Consider the following 22,494-nt stretch of genomic DNA (forward strand, 5'->3'; position numbering starts at 1 on the left):
TCCACCACATGTAGTTTGTGAACTCACATCACATCCATCTCCTCCAGTAACACATCTGTAAGTATGGTCCCCATTACTACAGGTATATGGCTCCATCGTTAAGTCAGATGGATCTGGACACGTCTGACATTGAGCATGGGCGACTTGCGTTCCCAAAGTAAAACCCATGTGATCCAAATCTATGTTGGGAAAAGAATTAACATTCAGGTTTAGACTAACTAATGCCAATAGCATCAAAAGGCCTGTACTATTGACAAGAATTGATTTGTACTTTTTTATAATGCTCTCTGTTTATTTAAAATTAACACCCTAACAAGGGTTCATTTTACAAATGCGATTTTCGCATCCATAAAAAGCCTGCTGCACAAAACAGTACCAAATTTCTTACTGCCATCGCCCATCCAAAACCACTTTCAGCCAGGTCTCCAAAACATCCGCAATCTCCCTGCAGTCCGCTAACCAGACCGTATATGCTAAAAGCAAAAAAGATTGCAAATAACCCGGCGGTAAGCCCAAGCATCAATTCCGGGTGGTAGTTTATCAGCAATGCTGCGGCCAGCCCCACTTCAAGTAACGGCAGAAATGTTGCCGTGAGAGTAATAAACGTATCGTTGAAAAATACTACCTGCTGCATGGCTGAAACCAACCCCGAGGCGTCATAAATTTTAAGCATTCCGGCAATGATCAACACAAACGAAATAGCATAATAAAGCCCACTGTAGAATAATTTTGTGACCGGTGGAAGCTGGCCGGGCAAACTTTCTAAATCAAAACTTTGTAGTCTGTTACTCATGTTAATAAACGCTTTGTTTTTTAAAACCTAACAAATCATAAGACCCGCTACATGAAATTTTTGCTGAAATAATTACTGAATATTTTACAGCGCTACGTCAAATTGATATCCTTCCACCGACCGGGCGGGATATCCTCACATCGTTTGAACGCTTTTATATAAGTTGAAGACCTGCGATATCCGACCTTATACGCGAGATCGGTGACGGTAACTGCGGTAAGTTTGGGATTGCAAAGAATTCTCTGGGAAGCTTGTACCCGGTGCCGGTTGATATAAGTTGTAATCGACACACCTATATGATAGCTGAATAATGAAGGCACTTTCCGACTTTTGATTACCTTATTTTCTTTCATATAGGCAATATCTAAATCGGGATGATATAACCGCCGGCTTATAAATCGGGAAACCGCAGTAACGTCATGCGGCCACGGAATGCCGTTTCCATTCTTCATTTTAAGTAAACAACCGGACAGCTGTGATCGATAATCTTCAAGTTCCTGCTTAATGATCTTCCTATATGCACTCATTGGAATAGTATGTCATAAAAGTTAGCATCTAAAAACCTGGCTCTCTTTTACATATCAGGATTATCGGGAAGGGTAACTGTTACAGCTTGTTTTACGACTATTAAAGCAATCTAATCTTGTTTCTGCTTTATCCAGAAGCAAAAGAAAGCTCCGAAAGTGAAGAAGTTTCAATTCCTTGCTCGCATTCCTTCTACCCACTGGAAGATAATTGGTACCAAGTAAAGGGTTAGCAGTGTACTTGTAACCATCCCGCCCATCAGCGCCACAGCCAACGACTGGCGGAAGGCATAGCCATCGCCAATGGGCAACAGCATAGGTATAAGCCCAAAAATGGTTGTCAGGCTGGTCATTACTACGGGACGAAAACGATGCAGGCCTGCCTGCGTAATGGCCTGATGCAGATTGCCGGTATCGGCATAATAGCGGCGCATAAAATCTACTTTAAGGATAGAATCGTTAACAGCGATGCCGGTTAAAATCAAAATCCCCATAAACGAAAGGGCATTCAGACTAATACCGGTCATCCACAAAATGATGACTGATCCCACCCAAGCAAAGGGGACGGCAGTCAAAATAATAAGCGGATGCCGCAGGCTTTCGAACTGTACAGCCAAAATAATGTAGATAATAATAACGCTGATAAGCAGCAGTAATCCCATATCCGCCAGCAGCGCGGCTATGTTTTTTACCGACCCGCCGACCTTTACCTCAATACCGGTTTGGCGGGCAAAGTCAGTGAGTGTGTCTTGGATTTTTTGCTTATTCCACCACCAGTCAGTAAAACTCAAATCGGCCTTATAACTTAGTACCGGGGTCTGATTGACCCGCTCAAGCTGCTCCGGCTCAGAACTGCGTTCAATAGCTACCAGTTGTGAGAGTGGTATTTTAAAGTTGTTAAGCTCGAGAGTAATATTATGAGGATCAAAAATACGTTGGTCTTTACCTACCAGCCGAACAGGCACATTTTCATCCTGCCGGTTCCAGTCGGTAATCCAACTTCCGCGGGTCAGTGATTCGAGGTACTCTATGATCTGCCGCTCGGAGATCTCCAGCTGCATCATCTTCTTCTTTTTAAACTGCAGCTGATAGGTATTTATTTGCTGCTTGTATTGCTTTGAGAGCTGTATATCCAGTCCTGCATGCTGTAAATCTTGCTGCAGGCGGTTGATATTACGTTCGGCTTGTCGGCGATCATTACCCACCAGCCTAAAAAGTATTGGCGGTTCTGAGGACGACGGCAGCACATTCAGTGCGCTTTGTGTTGCCAGCGGCTGACTACTCCATTCCGGATGGTCATCAATATATGTTGTGAGCCGGCGCCGCACTTGTTCGGCCGTAGCATATCCCTCTACCGGAATACTTATAGTAAATTTATTGCGTCCCTCTTCGGAGAGGTTTGACAAATTTGTCTGATCGGTATAGCCACCCAGCACTTGTATGGAACGGTCATTGGCCTTTAAAGACATAGTCTGACGAATAGTGCTTTCGGCCGCCTGACGGGTCGTTTGCAGTGATGTATTACCGGGCAGTTGCACCTGATAGCGTACCTGCTTGGGTTCAGTGTGGGGCAATACGCTCTTGGTAACGGTAATGAGTAACAATCCGGCAAGAACCAGCAGCACCATCATAATTCCCAAAAACAATCCTTTGTGTTGCAAGGCCCACTGCAGGCTTTTTTCATACCGATCCCGCAGCCGATCAAAGTAACGGTTAAAGCCAAGCACAGAAGATTGCTGCTCCTCTTTTTGTACTTGGGTAACCAAGACAGGTAAAATGAGCAAGGCCACCCCAAGTGATGCCAACAAACTTATTGAGAGTGTCCACGCCTGGTCTTTGAAAAAGGCACCTTCGAATCCCCCTAAAAACACCAGGGGCAAAAAGACCGAGATAGTAGTAAAAGTAGAAGCCGTAACGGCCAGTGCTATTTCGCGCGTTCCCAGGTCAGCAGCCTCAAATATACTGGCAGCCTCCCCGCGGTGCCTGTTAATATTTTCCAGTACAATAATGGCATTATCAACCAGCAGGCCAATGCCGAGAGTAAGTCCACTGAGAGAAACAATATTAAGCTGGATATCCGAGAGGTACATCACAAAAAAGGTCAGGAAAATACTCACGGGTATAGCTACGCCAATAGTGAAGGGCGTCCGCCAGTTATCCAAAAACAAAAAGAGAATAATGAAAGCCAGCAGCGCCCCATACAACAGGGTTTGCAATAGATTATTTATGGCATTTCGAATGAAACTGGCATTTTCTTGCAGTATGGTAATGCCGATGTTAGCGTTTTGGGAACGAAGTTCATCAAGCAGGGGCTGCATAGTATCAAAGGCTTCGACGGTATTGGCCCCGTATTCTTTTTTGACGAGCACACTCAGCACTTCTTTACCATCTACCAGCGAAAAGGAACTTGGGTCGGCCTGGCCCAGCTCTACTTCTGCTACATCACTCAACTTAAGTACACGTCCGGTACCAAGTGTTTTCAGCGGTACTTCCTCAACATCCTCAATAGATTGTATGCGACTTTGGATTTTTAGAGAGTAGCGGTACCAACCGTCCCGAAGTTCGCCGGTGGCGGTAAAAAGATTGGCATCAGAAACCAGATTCTCTACTTCGCTGAGTGAAACCTCAAACCGGTTAAGGGTTTTGGGCTGATAATTTATTTTTACTTCAGGCTTTACTTCTCCCACCAGTACCGTTTGGGCGATACCTTCGGCCTGCTCCAGCCGACGGGACAATACTTGTTCTGACCATCGCTTTAGATCAAGACGGGTTTTAAAATCGGGATTAGCTTCATTGACGCTGGTAATACCTAAAATAGCTATGGGCTCGTCGGAAGAGTTATTCTGAACCAGCTGGGGACGATCTGCCTGCTGGGGCAAGGCATACTGCACCTGGTCAAGCTTTTCGCGGACATTCAAAAAGGACAGATCCATATTCTGCCCCCATTTAAATCGCAAAGAGATAATACTTTGCCCTTGTCGCGAAAAACTATGAATACTTTCCAGTCCCTGTACAGTACTCAACGTAGCTTCCATGGGTTCATTGATGCGCTGCTCGATTTCCTGTGGGGCAGCTCCACTCCAGTCGGTACGTACTAAAAGGGTGGGAGAGTCAACCTGCGGAAGCAGGCTTACGGACAACTCACTTAAGGCAATCGTCCCGAAGATGAGCGTCGCTATAATAAGCATTATGGCTGTGATAGGGCGTCTTAGTAGCACCGTCTCTGAGTTCTATAACAATTGCAAATCATGAACAGTGTAGTATTTATTAGATGGAGGGGCAAATATAGTCTTGGAAATTATGTTGCTAAAAGGAAAGCCCTGTTGGAAAATTGTATCTCCTTGAAAGAAAATATTTCAATCTCAAAAATCCGATAGCTAGCGTTACTCTTTCTCAAACGGCAGATCAGTTATTTTCCCTTTCATAACCCGAAGACTGTATGCAATAGATTCATGGGCTTTTACGAAACGATAGGCAAGCCATGCTAAAAACAAAAGTACACCAATATTTATTATACCGGAAACAATAGCTAAACCAGCAAATTGAGTAAACATAAGGAATCGAATTTAATTCGTATTCAGATTACCAAGTTGGTTAAAACCACTAGTTAATATAGTTGAATCGTCTAAGGCTTGTAAGATGAAGTCTTTTTGCTATTTACAGGATGATCAAACAAAGCAAATGTTACAAAAAGCTTGATTAATTTCTTTTAATCTGACTGCCTATATACATTCGAAGTTTTAAAAAGAGGGAGAGATAGAAATACTATCCAATTAAAAACCTCTGTAATGCAAAATATATCCTGCCCACACAACCCTTTACTTTATTGATTAGTCATTGAGCTAAGCTATTTTAAAACTGTCAAAAGTTATATCGGCGAATTGTTAATTAATTTGCCGTATATGAAATAATAAGGGTCCCCGAACTAGCTCCCGATACCGTATATGATGAACTGTTGGTCATATCCTTTTCGAAGGATCCACTTTGGTCAGTCAAAATTAAGTCATCCCCATCCAGAGACTGGTCTTGAACCGACAGGTTCCAACTTAAATTCAAATCTTGGCCGCTGCTTAGCTGGTATTTTAACGTCCAGTCAACTTGTTGGACCGTACTGCTACGATAATCTTTTCTCAAGTTGTCACTCTGTGTTACAAAACGTGCATCAAAGGCTCCCTGAGGAGGGGACGGGGGTGCATCCTTATCAAGGTTCTCATCAAAGGATGCAGTGGCATCATATGATTGTCCTGTTTCCAAATCATTGATTGTTTCCGTTCCATCTCCTGCTGTTATCACCATCGAATACCGTGGACCGGTTTGCACAAAGTTAGCCGTAAGGTTGGTCTGTTCATTAATGGTAAATGTCAGTGGATTATCTTGCGACTGCTGGTCGCCGGTCCATTCTCCAAAGCCATATCCATCATTGGCATCAGCTTTAACTGTTACCTCTTCGCCTACATCGAAAGTACCACGAGCCGGATCAACCGAACCGCCTTCACTGGGGTTTTCAGTAACTAAAAGCCTCACCTGTTCTGAACTTTTATCATCTCCACCAGTACTGGATCCGCCACATCCCATTATCATTACGCTCATAGCTACCAGCCAACAAAACACCTTACTTACCCGCATAATAAATATACTCTTTTGAGTTTAGATCTTATACTTACACTTTATGTAAACGTCTGAACAAATTGAAAATATATTATACACATTCATCTGAACATTTGATACCCTCATTTTAACACAAATGCCACCATCTCCTTTGTGTGGGATTTAAAACAATCCCAAATATTCTTTTTATCGTATTTTAATTTATACAATAATCGTGTAAGCTTTTTTCTTAACGGATCATCTATTTATCTATAATTTCAAAAAGAAGTCATATTAGTTGGATATAGCAAATTCACATACAGCCGTGCTGTTTTTTAGCCGATCTGCACAAGTAGACGCAGACGCTAAAACCTTTTCTGATGACGGCCGGCACAGCAAAGACTGCCAAATTGCTCAGCAGCTCATTGCTCACACCCGCAAAGAGATTTCCAAAACAGAATTACCCTATTTTATTATTGATGAAAGCCAACAAAAAGGTCATTCATTCGGAGAGCGATTTTCTAATGCCTTTGAAGAAATATTCGATCGGGGATTTGATTATGTGATCGCAGTAGGCAATGACACTCCGGGGCTATCAAAAGAGCACATCATCGATACTGCCCAAAAGCTGCGTTCGGGATTTGATGTGGTATTAGGCCCCTCAACCGACGGGGGAATCTGGCTATCGGGCTACAGTAAAGGGGCTTTTAACAAAAAAGCATTCAAACAGCATCCTTGGCAGACAAATCAGCTTCTGTCAGCTATACGGCAATATACCAATGCTCTTTCGGTATATGAACTACCGCAACTGGGTGATATCGACTCTCCGCAGGATCTTAACTCTTTTATAAATAGTGCTCCATACATTCTTCGGTCGCTGGCTACTCTTCTACTATCTATTCTCTCCACTACTTTAGGAGATATAAATAAGTTGCCGCCCACAAGATTAATTACCTTTTTTAATAAACCGAATGCCCTTCGCGCCCCTCCTTTAGTGTAAGTGAACTTCTTTTCTTCTTTTCACTTACATCTATCCAATAAATATGTTTACCGGTATGAAACGACTTCTGTGCACTCTATTTACTTTAGTCATTGCTACAACTGCATTCGGTCAGTCTAGGCTTGAAGTTTCTGTCATAAATAAAAACGACGGTCAGGTCGTAAAAGACTTGGCAATCATTCTCGAAAACCAAGGTATTGGCTATCGACAAATTGACTCTACCAATGCCCAGGGCAAAGCATTCTTTGGCGGCCTGTCAACCTCTGGTTCTTATCGGGCGATAGCTGTTGAAAATGGTTCATACTACTCGCTCAACGCTGATGATATTGTATTTCGCTCCAACGATAAAAAGAGTATTACAATGGCACTGTTGCCCAAAGAAACACGCCAGTTGGAAGAGGTTAAAGTACAAGCCAGTAATGCTATTTCTCGTATTAATACTATCGATGCTGAGGTTTCATCGGAGCTTCAGGAACAGGATATTGAAAATATCCCAATCGAAGGACGTACGGTAAGCAATTCTCTGCACCGCCTGCCTAATGTCACAAAATCTACCGGCTTTTATTCCGAGGCTCCCAAAGTAACCATCAACGGTGCTAACTCACTGTACACTAGCTATCTCATTGACGGCATGGACAACAATGAACGATTTCTGGGCGGCCCTCGCTTCCGGATTCCCATTGGCTTTTCAAAAAACATCACCGTGCTGGCTAATAACTATTCTGCCGAATATGGACAAACAAGTAACGGCCTATTCAATGTAACAACCAAGTCGGGCAGCAATAAAATAAGTGGAGAAACTTATTATAATGTGCGTCCCGGTTCTGTTATTGATGCCTCTTCTCCCTTCAATCAAACCGACCTTTCCGGAAATGCCGTCGACGACGGCTTCCAACGGCACCAGTTTGGACTGGGCGTTGGTGGACCTATCAAAAAAGATAAAACCTTCTTCTACCTTAACGCAGAACAGACCATCGGTATAAAAGATAACCTGCTCAACGTTCCCGAGCTGGGCGTTAATACCACTGTTCAGGGTCGCAATAACTACAGCCTACTCTCCGGCAAAATTGACCACAACTGGAGCGGCAACTTTCGTTCTTCACTGCGCCTGCACAAAGGGTTTGTGAGTATTGACCGGCAGGGCGGTGGACTCAACGGCGGCGTGACTTTCCCCGAAGCAGCTAATGAGCAAAGCCGTAATTCTTTTACCGCTGCATTACGTAATGTCTATAACGGCAGCGGCTTTACCTCCGAAACAAATTACCAGTATGCTACCTTCAACTGGATTTTCACCAAACCCAATACCACCGGCGTACCCTCCGTTAATGTGCTAGATCCGCAGGGACAAACGATTGCAAAGCTTGGTGAATCTTTTGGGAACTTTGACATCCTGCAGACCATACACCAGGTACAGCAAAAATTCACCTTCTACCGCGGCAAGCACACCATTAAAGCCGGGCTGGATTTTATTGGTTCTATCCACAATGATACCCGCGGTGGCAACGCCAAAGGCTTCTACAGGGTACAGCTCAACCAACAGCAACTCAACAATTTACGGTCACAAAATCTGGGCCGTGATCTGTCGTACCGGGATATCCCCTCGGGCGTGCAGGTATTGTCGAATACGATAGAGCTTCATCCCAATACCTTTAGCGGCAGTCAATCTATTTACAGTGCGTACATTGAGGATCTATACTCGGTTAATAATCAGCTGAATCTAACTTTTGGGCTGCGTTATGATTATGACAACCTCTCAAAAGCCGGCGCCGATCAGGGAGATTTCAATAATATATCTCCACGCTTTAACCTTAACTACCGCCTGAATGATAAAAGTAGTTTCCGCGCCGGGTATGGGCTTTTTTATGGACGCATCCCATATACTATTTACAGTGATGCGGTAGCCGGCAGCTCTAATGCACCCGATTTTAAAGAACAGCTTCGACTACTCAGGCAGCAAGGCTTTTTACCTTCCGATACCAATATTGACAGGATCACATCTAATGGTAATGCCAGTGCTACCGAGACTAATGTTGCTTACCTTCAGGGATCAACAAGTAAAGATTTTGCCAACTCCGACGGCTATGCATTTAGTAATCAGAAGACCATTCTTAATCCCAATGGTCTTGATAATCCCTATTCGCACCATTTTACCCTGGGATACCAGCGGCAGCTCCGCGAAGATGTGCTCTTTTATGTTGATCTGATTCACAAACGCGGCTTTAACAAATTCCGGCTGGCTGATGTCAATACCCCCTCACCATACGAAGTGAATGACCCGAATGCGGGCCCTTCTGATGTTCGATCTCAACGGGTGGCTGATGCTACGCGTCGCGTTCCCATCCGGTATGACAACCAAGGCAATCCCTTTGCTCTTAGCAATGGCGATACGCTGCGCAATATAGCCCGGCGCGTGACCATGACCCAAAGTAAAGGCGAATCGCGGTACTGGGCCGCCAATTTCAATCTACTTAAAAGTAAGGGTAGCAGTAGTTACAGTTATCGTATCAGCTATACAATTTCGAGCCTGCGTAACAATACCGAAGACATCAATTTTGAAGCCGAAGACGCTAATGACTTTTCGGATGAATGGGGACCATCAATCAACGACCGGCGTCACGTACTAAGCGCAGTTGGCACATATTATCCCATTGACAATTTAGGCATCACGCTTACTTCGCTTATCCAAAGCGGTCAGCCCGTAAACCGCATTCCTGATGCCACTCAATTTGGCGGTACCACTGATCTTAACGGGGACGGCAGCAGTCGCGCCGTACAATACACCGGCAAAACCGATCGCGCGCCGGGTGCTACACGTAACGACAAACGACTGCCGTGGTCTTACACTTTTGATATGAGCCTGCAATACCGTATCTCTATTTTTGGAAATAACGCCCTACAGTTACGAGCTGATGTTTTTAATGTGCTTAACACCACGAACTATAGCGGCTACACTAGTAATGCTACAGTCAGTAATCAAATCCAGGTAGGCCTTATTGATCAAGACCAGTTTGTATATCGTAATGCTGCACCACCCCGGCAGTTCCAGTTCAGTCTGAGCTATAAATTTTAATTAGAATAACAGCTTACACAATATATCGTCTTTAAATTTTTGACATCTTATTCCATACTTAAAAATTGTTAGATGAAATTCTTTTTCTATTACGTTCTTATTTTTTCTGTACTGCTGTTTGCTTCATGCAGCAGTTCACCCGATAACCAAACTGATCTGCAAAACCTTTCTTGGGATCAAATCCTGCAAAAGGCCGAGGGACAATCTCTGAATATGATGATGTGGCAGGGTGATCCCAACATCAACAAATACATGCAGCAGTATGTAGTGCCGCAGGTTAAAAAGCAATTCGATATTGACCTGAATGTTTCCAACGGGCAGGGGAGCACCATCGTGTCAGTGCTCATGAGTGAGCTTGAGGCCGGTCAGCAGCAAAGCGAACTAGATCTGGTATGGATCAATGGGGAAACCTTTTATCAGCTACGAGAAATCGACGCCCTCTATGGTCCCTTCGTTTCGCAACTGCCCAACAGCAAATTTATCGACTTTAGTAATCCCTTCATAAAATACGATTTTCAACAATCCATCAATGGCTATGAAGTTCCCTGGGGCAAGGTACAGTTTACCATCATCTATGATTCGGCCCGTGTATCATCACCACCCACAAATCGACAAGCCCTCAGGCAGTATGTCAAAACCCATCCCGGGACATTTACCATCGCCAACGACTTTTCGGGAATGACCTTCCTTAAGTCATTGCTCATTGGTATGGCCGGTAAGGGTACGCTAAGCGGTGAGTTTAATGAACAAGCCTATCAAAAATACTCCGAGCGTCTCTGGAATTATATCAACGATATAAAGCCATATTTTTGGAAAAATGGAGAAACTTTCCCTTCGAACGTGACGGCTATGCACCAGCTTTTTGTTAACGGAGAGCTCAATTTTACGATGAGCAACAACGATACCGAAGTGGATAATAAAATTTTGGAAGGATTCTTTCCCCAAACAGCACGTGCGTATGTATTTCAAAAAGGTACTATTCGAAATTCACACTATGTGGGCATACCCAAAAATAGTACCCACAAAGCAGCAGCGATGGTTGTCAGTAATTTTCTAATTTCTCCCGAAGCCCAATATCGCAAAGCACGTCCCGATATCTGGGGCGACGGTACAGTATTAAGTAAGTTGAAGGTTCCTCCAAAATGGCAACAAAAATTTGCGGCTATGCCCCAACGGTATTATGCTCCACCGCGGGATTCCCTGCAGGACCACGCCCTGCGTGAACTGGCCCCGGAATATATGATTCGACTTTATGAGGATTTTCGAACAGAAATTATTCAAAAATAAAGTAGAAGCTACGGGCTTGCTCCTTTTCCTTCTGCTTGCAGTGCTTCCGCTGCTGCTGGGTATTATCTATGCGCTGCTGTATAGTCTGGGCATCACCGGACTGGTCAGCGACGGCTTTACCCTGAAATACTGGCAACAGGCATTCACCGATATTGAGCTCTGGTATTCCATGGGCTACACCTTCTATATTGCCCTTGCTACCATCACGCTGACTATCGCGGGCGCACTGTTGTTAACTATTTATCTTAAAGAACCCTTACAACAGGGCTTTGCCGGCTTTTCAATCTATGTGCCGCTGGCTTTTCCGGCAATTGTTGTTGCTTTCCTGATCTTCCAGCTGGCTTCTCAATCGGGATTTTTTGCCCGCATTATCTATCAACTGGGATGGATATCCAGTACAGCTCAGTTTCCCGAATTAGTCAATGACACCTATGGTATTGGAATTATTGCCGCTCATACCTTTATGGCACTGCCTTTTTTTACGCTCTATTTTATAAATCTCTATGATCAGGAAAATATTAATCAGCTTGCAAAAGTTGGGCAAACGCTGGGAGCATCGAGCGCCCAGCAACACCGGCGGATCGTCGTACCCATTCTGCTAAGGCGTGCCTTTCCAACTCTTACCCTATACACCATTTTTGTCATGGGATCTTACGAGATTCCACTCATTGTTGGTCGCCAATCTCCGCAGATGATATCGGTACTTGTCATTCGCAAACTGCGTAAATTTAATCTCTCCGATATTCCGGAAGCTTATATTTCGGCACTGCTTTTTATAACGCTAATCATTATTGGGCTTACGCTTATTTTTAAGAACCGAAACTTCAGCTATGACCTCGATCAGTAAATCAAAATCAATGGCCGCTCGGATGATCGCTTTGGCCTTTGTATTTCCGGTGTTGTATCTGCTAGTACTTTCGCTAGCGGACAGCTGGATTTTTCCTCAGCTTCTTCCCGAAGCGCTCACTCTAAAACGATGGGGAACACTTGTGGGCGGAGCTAATAATCTTTGGGGAAGCCTCTTGTTATCACTGATAATAGCTTTTACCGTTGCTACAGTTTCTACTATTTGCGGATTTTTTACGAGTAAGCACCTTGCCTATCACCCTAACCGTAGCCTTTGGATGCGGCTTTCTTACTTCCCCTTTGTGCTGTCGCCGGTGATATACGCTGCTGTACTTTATTATTATTTCATTCGGCTTGGACTATCCGGCAGTATTATGGGCGTGATTCTTGGGCAGCTGCTCATTGCTTATCCCTACAGTGTTATTCTTTTTAGCGGCTTTTGGAGCAAACGGATGCTCCATATCGAAAAGCTGGTACAAACACTGGGCGGCCACCGATGGCAAACCTACCGGCGTGTGCTATTGCCGATGGCTCAGGGTCTGCTTCTGGTTTGTTTCTTTCAAACTTTTCTAATTTCCTGGTTTGAATACGGTCTCACCACCATCATCGGGGTAGGGAAAGTGCAAACGCTAACACTGAAAGTTTTTCAATATATTAATGAAGCCTCCTTTTACAATGCGGCTTTAAGCAGCTCACTGCTTGTACTTCCGCCTATAATTCTTCTTTATTTCAACAAGCGCTATCTTTTTCAAAAACGATGGTAATGCCCTTACAAGCTAATAATATATCAAAACAATTTGGTGGAGAAACAGTGCTCTCGGAACTGAGTCTTCAGCTTAAGGATCAAGAAACACTCAGTATCCTTGGGCGGTCCGGTTGTGGAAAAACAACCCTTCTTAAAATTTGCGCTGGCCTACAAGATTCAGACTCAGGATTGGTTACCATTGAAGGTACCAAGATCTGTTCGCTGTCTCCACAGAATCGTCCGGTGGTCTATCTGTATCAAGAAGCCTTGCTGTTTCCTCATTTGAATGTATTTGAAAACATTGCTTTTGGTCTTCGTCTCAGAAACAAAGCTGAGGAGGATATCTCAACCCAAACTAATGATATGATTACCAAACTGGGGCTTGATGGCATGGCTCAAAAAATGCCGCATCAGCTATCTGGCGGACAAAAGCAGCGGGTTTCTTTTGGGCGGGCACTCATTACCAATCCCAAAGTACTATTGCTGGATGAACCATTTGGGAACCTTGATGCCGACACGCGCAGCCAAATGCAACGCTTTTTCAAAAAAATTGCCCAAGAATTTGAAATTACCGCCATTTTTGTGACACACAATATTAAGGAAGCCATACTGATGGGCGACCGTATCGCCAATATGAATAACGGGAAGCTAACTATTTATCCATCACTGGAAGAATTTTTAGCCGCTGACCATAAGGCCGTACAAGAAGAAATTAAGTTTTGGAAATTAATAAGCAATACTAACTAAACAGTTGTTTAATATATGGAATCCCTGGCTGTGATACTTGGAAGTGCATTTGGAGATGAAATCCCTAATTCTCTAGACATGCAGCCCATTAACATTGACACCCAATGGGGTACGCAAAAAATTTACGGTACTACCAATAAAGAAGGCCGCAAAATATATACTATTTTGCGGCACCAGCACCCGCACCGACTACTGCCCAATCAAATTAACTACCGGGCACAGGCTGCGGCATTGCAATCTGTAAACTGTGGCGCGCTCCTTATAAACAGCTCTGTAGGAGTTCTAACCCCTGACTTACCCCTATACAAACCCCTTATACTAACCGATCAGTTAATGCCCGAAAATCGGCTTCCTGACGGATCTACCTGTACTATGTTTACAGAACCTTCGGACAGCCAGGGACACCTTGTACTGAATGACGGACTGTTTAGCCGTGCCCTTTCGCAACAAATAGCCGGTAAGCATTCAGGCAGGATTCACAATCCCGATGTAGATATTGTCTTTGTGTATGCGGGTGGCCCCCGGAGCAAAACAGCAGCTGAAAACCAAATGTGGGCACAACTGGGCGGGGACGTCAACTCGATGACCGTGGCCCCTGAAGTAGTCTTGGCTAACGAACTTGAAATACCAACGGCCGGACTGGTGGTGGGGCACAAATATTCGGTACCAGAGATTGACAACCCTGAAGAAGCCGATATCGCGGATACTCTGAATGAAGCGAAGTCAGCTACTAAAGATATTATTATTGATTTCTTACAACACGGTTCACCGGTTGAATTCCAAAATCATATTTACCGCTTTTAATGCTGAGTAAGCAACAGATTTTAAAAATTGTTTCTGAAAAACTGCCCGATTTTGAGCCTGAGTCATCGTTGCAGTCTCTTGAAGGTGGGAATCTTAATCACGTTTGGAGACTAAAAGGATCATCCCGCAATTTAATTTTGAAGATGGCTCCTCCTTATATTGCAGCCAATCCCGAGGTCCCGCTGGATCCAAAGCGCATACAATTTGAATCCAAAGCGCTTCAGCTTTTTGGGAATAGGGAATTGCTGAATCCTCTTGCCTCCAGAGAAATACGCCCGCCGAAACATGTTTTTTATGATAATAAGCAACACCTGTTAGCTACTGAAGATCTGGGGCACCTACCAGATATTAGTAGATTGTCGAATACAGAAATCTCTCCCCAACAAGCCGGCAGAAGGCTCGGTAGTTTTATTGGCAATATACATAGGCTGAGCTACAATGATCTTGATCTTAAAAAGCAGTTTACCAATACCAGTATCCAAAAAACCCGGCGCGAAGTGCAGTATAATGCTGCAGCTGAGTATGCCCAAAGGGGAGGGGGTACGGAATTAAAAGCTATTCAGTCAGAAACACAGAAGCTGGGGAAAGATTTGCTTGAATCCGGCTGCTGTTTAATTATGGGCGACCTGTGGCCCTCTTCCATATTAATAGATAATGACAAGCTTCGCATTATTGACTGGGAGTTCAGCCACTTTGGGCGTCCACTACAGGATGTAGGTCATTTTGCCGCTCATTGCTGGATGCTGGCACATACATCATCAGAAGCCAATAGAAAAAAAATGTTCAGAGAGCTGTGGCAATATTTTTGGGAAAGTTACCAGGAGGGCACAGAAAGTAACTTTAGCCATCTTTATGACAACCAAGAATACCGGGATACAACTACCCACATTGGGGCGGAAATTTTAATTCGGGCAGCAGGTTCCTTTAAGAACGGCTACGTGTATGACGGGTATGATAAGGGACACCCAATGGTGAAAGAAGCCGTCGAACAAGCCGCATCGCTGATTAGGGCAGATAATCTATCGGATTTATGGCAAGCAGACTTCAAATAGATATTAAAATTTCTCTTTTGGACGGGCAATAACTAGCCAAACTTTGAATGCTTGATACAAAAGCACAGCACTAAAAATTAATCAGTTAGTTAGCATCTTTCCACATCCCTTATGTTCCTCTTTGTTGGCTTTCATATGTACGGTTACAGGGAATTGAGCGCCATTCATCGTATCGGTGCATGGTGAGTCCCAGACCTCTATCTTAAGGGTATCATCTTCAGTTGATACACGATAAACGGTTTTGCCGGAGGTCTGTACTGCAGGCTCAGGGGCGGGGGTATAAACCGTATCCTGTCCATAATTCCCTACATATTTAATTTGCTTGCCCTTAGTAATCTCAAGAACCCAGCCGGGCTCTTGACCCATGGCCCGAAAATCAACTCCGCGAAGTTTTGCTACTGCCCATGACTTTTGCTTGGGCTGCAAGCTACAGCTCATCAACGAGCCCTTGGGCAGCTGTAACAGTGCTTCGTCTCCTTTGGTCCAGTATAAGTGGTTGTCCGCCTTATATTTTTCTCCGGATGCAGATTTTTGGCGGGACATTTTCAGGGTAGTGTCGGGCAATAATACCCAAGTACTGTCAGTGCTCGCATAGGACACCGTCCTCAATGAATCGCCACACTGATAAACCAACACACGGTCGGTAGCTACAGTATCAAGTTGTGGGCTGATGGCTGTTTTCTTGGATGGCGATTTTACTGTGGTTGCCTTTTCGGAATTATTTGAGTTACAACCTATTATCAGAAACAAAAAACAACCGGTAAGTAATAGTTTTGGGTAAAACATAAAAGACAAGCAATATTTATAAGCTTTGGGAAATGTTAAAAATTTCCCAAAGCTATAACAGTAGAAAAACATTCAATAAGGAAGGATCTGTCACTTCCAACAACTAATCAAGCACTCCCTTCTTGAATAGTTTTGTCAATAGAATGGTCGCCGGGTCCAAGCAAAAAGATAATTAAGAACACCAGCATATACATTAGCGCCATTTCCATTCCTCCAAAACCATCACCAGCGGGTAGGTGATAAAAGAAAGCAGCAACAGCCATATTAATAACTAGAATGAGGGAAGCCAGGCGCGTCCAGAACCCTACAAGAACCAACAATGCACAGATACCTTCGGCCAGAGCAGCTAAAACAAGAGAAACTTCTGGACCTAAACCAATGGGATCCCCAAACTGAAAGTTGCCGTTTATCACATTCATTACTTTGCCAAAGCCATGATTGTAGATCATCAAAAAAGCAAAAAGCCGTAGCAACATAACGGAGGTATTGACATCGACAAACTCGCTAAGGGTAGAAGATTTTAGTCGTTGTAACATATTATTATCCTTGTTTAGATTAATAGGTTTACCATATTAAAAGGGTTCAGAATGAATAATGCTAATTTTTATTTTATGATCTTTAATTTAGTCATCCTTACATAAACCAGTCCCCCTATAAATGTACGAAAATGTAGATCCCCAAAACTGCAACCCACCCGGAACTTTTCTAACAAAGCTTCCTCATCCGGCAAACAGTAACCGGTCAGTAGAAAAAGCCGTAATTATGGAACACCGCTTCGCCTTTTTCTTTTGGATGAAGTGGCGAAATCAGCTTCAGGATATCCAATCGGATCAGCAAGCACCAACCTTGGTTACCATTGACTGGCACCGCGACTTTGCCCCACCTACTGATAAACAAAAAAAATCTCTGCTTCAGCTTGATCAATCGAACCTATCAGATGTCTCGAACTACGTATGGGCACGGTTTGCCCAAACCAATGACGCACACATTCGCTGTGCCACATGGCTGAACCTTGTGGGAGATGTGATTTTACTCAAAAATACAGCGGAAGAAATGCATCAAACCATTATGGATCACGAGGGCAGGGAGCACACTTTTTATGAATTTGGAGATTTTGAGCGCTTTCAGAATTTTATCCTCGATCGTGAGGATCAGCACATTTTTTTTGATATTGATTTGGATTACTTTATTCACGGGAAGGGCAAACGACACTACTCAGAGGATTTTAGTCGCTATACTGATGAGGAAATTAAGACTGTAATAGATCCCCAGCAACCGGTGTTTCAACATATCCTACCCAAATGTGAAGGCATAACCCTTGCACAAGAACCGGGCTATTGTGGAGGGATGCTCAATTCTGCTCATATTATGACAGTCATATATGAACAATTGTTTGCAGCAAATGGGGACTGGCCACAGCTGCAGAACTAATTATCAATAAAAAAGCTGCAAGCCCTATTCGGAGCTTGCAGCCAAAGGTCATAGCTTATGCTTAGAAAGCTACTCTGTATACATTACGAACGAAATCGCAAAATGTTTCCCAACAATTCAGATTAATAACCTCCCCCTTGCTCCGGACCTTCCTGGGGGCCGCGCCGGTCGTTATCGCGACGCTTATTTTGGCGATCACCGAAAAAGTATTGGAAGCTCAACGAAAATGAACGCGACGACCAACTAAATTGCCGAGTGGAATAAAAGTCTGTCTGTTCATTTCCGTTTGTTGTAACAGTATTATTGAAGTTTTGTGAATTTAGCAGATCCCGAACATTTAGCGAAAGCTTCGCTTTTCCGTCAAGCATATCATAGGCAACGCCAACATCCATCATCGTCATACCTTCGCGGCTACCTTGCGGGGTATTACTGGGTCCACGATACCGCATTGACGCTTGGTAATTAAACCCTTCGACTATTTCCCACTGCAGGCGCATACGTCCCTGTACATTGCGCGACTCGCTGTTAAATGCTTGGCTTTGATATGTACCATCCATATTAGATTTAAAAAGATTAGCATTGGCATTTACCGAAAGCCCATCAATAATTTCTTGGTCAGCCGAAAACTCAACCCCCCACGCTTTTTCTGTCGCAAAGTTGATAGGAAAGCGATATAGGTCTCCATTCCGCTGTTCAGTTATACGTTCTATAACATCCGTGCGGTGCCGATAATAAAAGCTGGTCAACAGCGAGCCGGTCTCCCAATAATGGAGATAGCCTACCTCATAAGAATTGCTAAACTCTGGCGTTAGATTTGGATTGCCAATATACTGGCTTCGCGGATCATCAAAATCCACAAAAGGGATAAGCGAGCGTGACCATGGGCGACGCAGACGGCGACTGTAGCTCATTTGCACCGACTGCTGATCGTTAAATGAATAATTTAAAGAGGCACTGGGAAATAGATTAAGATAGTGCTGCTCATTAACCTGACCGGTACCCTTTATCTCGGTACGGATATTTGTGTTTTCAGCGCGTAGGCCAATTTGGCCGGAAAAGGATCCGAATTCACCACCCAAGATGACAAAAGCAGCATTGACGTTTTCGTTATATAAAAAGTTTTGTGTAAAAGTCGGCTCGGTTACCCAGTTGCCATTCTTAAATGTTTCGGCGCTATAGCCGGTATCCATCCACTCAGTGTCACTACGGAGTCCGGCTTCCAGCTTACCCTTTTCGCCGAGCGGCTGTTTGTATTCAGCATTAATCCGCAGATCCATTTCTTCCTCCGTATCTTCGCTGCGTTGACGAAGCGGAGCGGCCGATCCCTGCTGGACCACCTCTTCTATATTTGTCTCTGCATTTTCTCGGCTGATATCAAAACTGGCATCTGCCACCAACTTGTGCTCATCACCGTTAAACTTATTTTCATAATTGAGATTAAAGTCGAAGTTTCGTTCTCGGGCTTCTTCAATATTATCACGGCTTACTTGTTCAATGACAGGACCTGTTGTTGCACCGGTTGAATACTGATAATCAGTGTAGCGGATATCTTCGTCATTGGTCTCTTTCTCCATACTGATATAGCTACTGGCAGTAAGTACTTCATTCTCTGACAGATAAAAATCAGCACCGAACCGTAGATCTCCGTCTACTTCAGATTCTGTTGCCTCCGTACGTTCTCGATACATATAAGTTGTGTCAGGACTAGAAGCATTGGGACCTGCATAGCGCTGAAATGAACTGCCGGATTCCGGCTCCGAACGGTAATCAGCACCGGCATCAATAAACCAGTTAATATCATTCTTACGATAATTAAGGTTCACAGACCCTCCGTATTCTTCGGGATATCCGCCCTCCACGCTGGCGCTACCATTAAGGCCTCCCTCACGTTCTTTTTTGAGGATAATATTTATAATTCCTGCCGAACCTTCGGCCGCATATTTCGAAGAAGGATTGGTAATAATTTCCACTTTTTTAATCATGCTGGCCGGCAGACTGCGCAGGGCATCTACATCACCGCTGACCATACTTGATGGTTTACCATTAATAAGTACCCGCACCGACTGATTACCGCGCAGGCTAATATTGCCATCAATATCCGTACTAACAGAGGGGACATTATCCAACACATTTACGGCAGAGCCGCCCAGGCTAGTGATATCCTGCCCCACATTAAAAACGCGCCGGTCGAAGCTCATTTCCATCTGCGACTGTTCGCCCCGAACTACAACTTCATCCATACTTTCGGCGGTGGGCGTTAATACAATATCACCAAAATCTTTTGTTTCGCCCGCGCCAACCTCGAATGATTCGGTATGAGGCTTAAATGACAAAAAGGTTATCTTTAATACGTAACTGCCGCTCTCCACATCGATAGAAAAAGTACCCGTTGTATCGCTTGATGCACCTGTTAGCACCTGGGACTGGCTGGAATCATAAACCGCAACTGAAGCATAGGGCACAGGTTGTTCTTTTTCATCTAAAATGGTTCCGGTGAGCGTTGCATTATTTGACTGGGATAGTGCAATCGAACAAAATGTAAGTAATATAAATAACGAGAGGGCTAGCTTTTTCATCAATATTTATCGTTTCTGTGTTCGCTTTCTTATTTCTGAATTCAAGATAACAGATGAACTTGTGCCAACGTTGTATTAAAGCTGAACGAAATTTGAAGATTTGATATACGTTCACTCGTATATATTTCAATAGAACGTACTAGGAAAAATAGATGAGGACGTTCTTTTTAGCTGTTACACCTTTCTTCTATTTTGAGCGTACCGACTTAGCTAAATGTGACCTTTATATTATGCCAACCATCATTATAGCGATATGAAATTTGGTAGCCATTTTGATCTACAATCTGCTTGATGATCGACAGCCCCAACCCAATTGATTCAGTATTCTGAGCATCTTTTTTAAATCGCTCAAATAGCTTTTCGGGTTGCATATCGAGCGGTTTGCCGGTATTGCCAATAGTAAGCGTCTCTTCGGTTAGCGTTATACTTATTTTGCCCTCTTCAATATTGTGCTTAATTGCATTCTGGAATAAATTAGTCCACAAAATATCCGCCAGCGCCGGGTGGATGTGCACCATCACGTCTTCGGTAAGATCTGTCTGTACCGACAAATCGTTGAGTTTTATAAACTCATGAAAAGACTGTGTGCTCTCCCTGATGAGCTTTGTCATATTTACTTCATCAGCATCACCAAACTCATGGTTTTCGATTTTTGTAAGTAATGATAAGGACTCACTGAGCCGCGATAGTTTCTTAATGGCACGCTGGCTGTCATCCACATACTGATACTGTTCGGGGTTAAGATCTGTCTCAGTCAATAGCTCTAGCTTGCCTTTAATAATAGCGAGCGGTGTCTGTAACTCATGTGAAGCATTTTCAGCAAACTCTTTGAGATTCTTATAGTCAGCTACGGCCTTACGGGTCATTTGCTCTACAAAGTGATTCAGGTCAGCAAATTCTTCTACATTGGCCTGTCCGGCTTCAATGGGTTCCTTATTCTGCAAATTAAATGCTTTAAGTTGATTCAACGTCTCACGAAATGGCTTAAATAAGCGATTGGATACAATAAACCCCACTCCTATGGCACCAATCACCTGCATACCCAGAATCCAAAGCAATATCTTGGTAACCGCTTCGGTAATATCATCCGTCTCAATAAGTGCCCCGTATGTAGCAATATAATATGACTTGTTGTTAACATTGCGATGGGCTATCAGCTTTAAGTTCGGCTCTTTCTGCTGCAGTCGCTCGTGCCATACCATGGTATCACGGACTTCAACTTTAGGCTCTACTTGTCGGGAAAGCTGCCTAATCGTCAAGTTCCTATCCTCATCACTGACTGATGTAGTATCGTCCATAATATGGCCTTCTTCAATCAGGTATGTAATTCGTTCTACCCGATCCATAAAACGCCACTTTAACTCGCTATCTACCTCGTCTTTAATAATATGATAGGACAGGTATCCGCCAATGCTCAACACAATAAGCGTTACGACAAGGTAGATAAGCACAAATTTTGATGTTAGCTTCATTACCTTCTTTTTACATTAAATTTATAACCAATGCCATACACGCTTTCGATATAATTCTCGGCACCGGCCTCTTCCAACTTCTTTCGCAAATTCTTGATATGCTGATATACAAAATCCAAGTTTGTCAGATGATCTACGTAATCACCCCATAGGTGTTCGGCAATTGTCTGCTTAGAGAGCACGTGATTTTTGTTGGATGCAAAATAAAGCAATAAATCGTACTCTTTGGGGGTCAGCTCTACTTCCGTATCATCTACGGTAACCTCCATAGTATCGGTGTTAATCGCAATTTCGTTGACATTCAGGATCTCTTCTCCATCCCGCTGGTTACGGCGATTGATTGCCTTTATCCGTGCATGAAGCTCTGGTAGTTGAAAGGGCTTGGTGATGTAATCATCGGCTCCAAGCTCAAGTCCTTCTACTTTATCATCAAGTGCATTTTTCGCCGATATAATAATCGTTCCCGTCTTCGGATTTACTGACTTCAGCTCCCGCAGTACCTGCAGGCCCGAACCTCCGGGTATCATAATATCTATGAGCACTACATCATAAGTATAAGACATAACCTTGTCGAAGGCCTGTGAATAATTTTGGGCATACTCACAGATATAGCCTTCACGTTCTAGGTAGGTACAGATGTTTTCCAGCAAATCTTCATTATCTTCGATAATCAACAATTTCATAATCTAAAATATAAAACCCGATTTTGAAGCAAAACTGAAGCTGTGAGAGGGAACAACCAAAATACAAGACATTAATTTGTAATACGCCTTT

Annotated in this window: 19 protein-coding genes; 9 read left to right on the forward strand and 10 right to left on the reverse strand. The window is 43.7% G+C overall.

The window, feature by feature from the left end:
• Positions 1–325: 325 nt before the first annotated feature.
• The 5 genes from LX73_RS06585 to LX73_RS06600 form a co-directional block, all read right to left on the reverse strand.
• Positions 326–793 carry a MauE/DoxX family redox-associated membrane protein gene (locus tag LX73_RS06585; RefSeq protein ID WP_148898695.1) on the reverse strand — a complete coding sequence of 156 codons (468 nt, stop codon included), beginning with the start codon at positions 791–793 and terminating at the stop codon, positions 326–328.
• 92 nt (positions 794–885) lie between these two features.
• Positions 886–1,320 (reverse strand): helix-turn-helix domain-containing protein, encoded by a 435-nt coding sequence (locus LX73_RS06590; protein ID WP_148898696.1) that lies wholly within the window; start codon positions 1,318–1,320, stop codon positions 886–888.
• Between the two features lie 167 nt (positions 1,321–1,487).
• The gene (locus LX73_RS06595) at positions 1,488–4,535 is read right to left on the reverse strand and encodes an efflux RND transporter permease subunit (protein ID WP_148898697.1); all 3,048 of its coding nucleotides are present in this window, start codon (positions 4,533–4,535) and stop codon (positions 1,488–1,490) included.
• Positions 4,536–4,700: 165 nt separating this feature from the next.
• Entirely contained in the window at positions 4,701–4,871 is a 171-nt protein-coding gene (locus tag LX73_RS12955) for a DUF8066 domain-containing protein (protein WP_170245606.1), read from the reverse strand.
• Positions 4,872–5,205: 334 nt separating this feature from the next.
• Positions 5,206–5,907 carry an InlB B-repeat-containing protein gene (locus LX73_RS06600; protein WP_148898698.1) on the reverse strand — a complete coding sequence of 234 codons (702 nt, stop codon included), beginning with the start codon at positions 5,905–5,907 and terminating at the stop codon, positions 5,206–5,208.
• A 295-nt stretch (positions 5,908–6,202) separates the two neighbouring features.
• On the opposite strand from LX73_RS06600, the gene LX73_RS06605 reads away from it, so the two are divergent.
• The 8 genes from LX73_RS06605 to LX73_RS06640 all read left to right on the forward strand — a co-directional run bounded on the left by LX73_RS06605 (position 6,203) and on the right by LX73_RS06640 (position 15,455).
• Complete coding sequence (locus tag LX73_RS06605) at positions 6,203–6,904, forward strand: TIGR04282 family arsenosugar biosynthesis glycosyltransferase (RefSeq protein ID WP_148898699.1); 702 nt, start codon at positions 6,203–6,205, stop codon at positions 6,902–6,904.
• A gap of 55 nt (positions 6,905–6,959) precedes the next feature.
• Positions 6,960–9,974, forward strand: coding sequence for a TonB-dependent receptor plug domain-containing protein (locus LX73_RS06610; RefSeq protein ID WP_148898700.1), 3,015 nt, complete (start codon positions 6,960–6,962; stop codon positions 9,972–9,974).
• A gap of 72 nt (positions 9,975–10,046) precedes the next feature.
• Positions 10,047–11,261: an ABC transporter substrate-binding protein gene (locus LX73_RS06615; RefSeq protein ID WP_148898701.1), complete on the forward strand. Its 1,215-nt coding sequence runs from the start codon at positions 10,047–10,049 to the stop codon at positions 11,259–11,261.
• The gene (locus LX73_RS06620; protein ID WP_148898702.1) at positions 11,227–12,108 is read left to right on the forward strand and encodes an ABC transporter permease family protein; all 882 of its coding nucleotides are present in this window, start codon (positions 11,227–11,229) and stop codon (positions 12,106–12,108) included. Before LX73_RS06615 ends, LX73_RS06620 begins: the two co-directional genes overlap by 35 nt.
• Positions 12,092–12,871 (forward strand): ABC transporter permease, encoded by a 780-nt coding sequence (locus tag LX73_RS06625; protein ID WP_211359377.1) that lies wholly within the window; start codon positions 12,092–12,094, stop codon positions 12,869–12,871. The genes LX73_RS06620 and LX73_RS06625 overlap by 17 nt, the downstream gene beginning before the upstream one ends.
• Entirely contained in the window at positions 12,871–13,599 is a 729-nt protein-coding gene (locus LX73_RS06630; RefSeq protein ID WP_148898703.1) for an ABC transporter ATP-binding protein, read from the forward strand. Before LX73_RS06625 ends, LX73_RS06630 begins: the two co-directional genes overlap by 1 nt.
• Positions 13,600–13,614: 15 nt before the next feature.
• Positions 13,615–14,403 (forward strand): phosphorylase family protein, encoded by a 789-nt coding sequence (locus LX73_RS06635; RefSeq protein ID WP_148898704.1) that lies wholly within the window; start codon positions 13,615–13,617, stop codon positions 14,401–14,403.
• The gene (locus LX73_RS06640; protein ID WP_148898705.1) at positions 14,403–15,455 is read left to right on the forward strand and encodes a phosphotransferase; all 1,053 of its coding nucleotides are present in this window, start codon (positions 14,403–14,405) and stop codon (positions 15,453–15,455) included. The genes LX73_RS06635 and LX73_RS06640 overlap by 1 nt, the downstream gene beginning before the upstream one ends.
• An 81-nt stretch (positions 15,456–15,536) precedes the next feature.
• On the opposite strand, the gene LX73_RS06645 is transcribed toward LX73_RS06640, so the two are convergent.
• Together LX73_RS06645 and LX73_RS06650 are read right to left on the reverse strand one after the other, a co-directional pair.
• On the reverse strand, positions 15,537–16,241 hold the full coding sequence (locus tag LX73_RS06645; RefSeq protein WP_170245608.1) for an MliC family protein: 705 nt from the start codon (positions 16,239–16,241) through the stop codon (positions 15,537–15,539).
• A 107-nt stretch (positions 16,242–16,348) separates the two neighbouring features.
• Positions 16,349–16,777 carry a DoxX family protein gene (locus tag LX73_RS06650; protein ID WP_148898707.1) on the reverse strand — a complete coding sequence of 143 codons (429 nt, stop codon included), beginning with the start codon at positions 16,775–16,777 and terminating at the stop codon, positions 16,349–16,351.
• Positions 16,778–16,898: 121 nt separating this feature from the next.
• Between LX73_RS06650 and LX73_RS06655 the strand changes: the two genes are divergently transcribed.
• Entirely contained in the window at positions 16,899–17,672 is a 774-nt protein-coding gene (locus LX73_RS06655; protein WP_148898708.1) for a hypothetical protein, read from the forward strand.
• A 122-nt stretch (positions 17,673–17,794) separates the two neighbouring features.
• Here the strand turns inward: LX73_RS06655 and LX73_RS06660 are convergent, their stop codons facing one another.
• The 3 genes from LX73_RS06660 to LX73_RS06670 form a co-directional block, all read right to left on the reverse strand.
• Entirely contained in the window at positions 17,795–20,248 is a 2,454-nt protein-coding gene (locus tag LX73_RS06660) for a TonB-dependent receptor (RefSeq protein ID WP_148898709.1), read from the reverse strand.
• Positions 20,249–20,454: 206 nt separating this feature from the next.
• Positions 20,455–21,720 (reverse strand): sensor histidine kinase, encoded by a 1,266-nt coding sequence (locus tag LX73_RS06665; protein ID WP_148898710.1) that lies wholly within the window; start codon positions 21,718–21,720, stop codon positions 20,455–20,457.
• Positions 21,720–22,403 (reverse strand): response regulator transcription factor, encoded by a 684-nt coding sequence (locus LX73_RS06670; protein WP_148898711.1) that lies wholly within the window; start codon positions 22,401–22,403, stop codon positions 21,720–21,722. The genes LX73_RS06665 and LX73_RS06670 overlap by 1 nt, the downstream gene beginning before the upstream one ends.
• Positions 22,404–22,494 lie beyond the last annotated feature (91 nt).

Source organism: Fodinibius salinus (assembly GCF_008124865.1).
GTDB classification, from domain to species: Bacteria; Bacteroidota; Rhodothermia; order Balneolales; family Balneolaceae; genus Fodinibius; species Fodinibius salinus.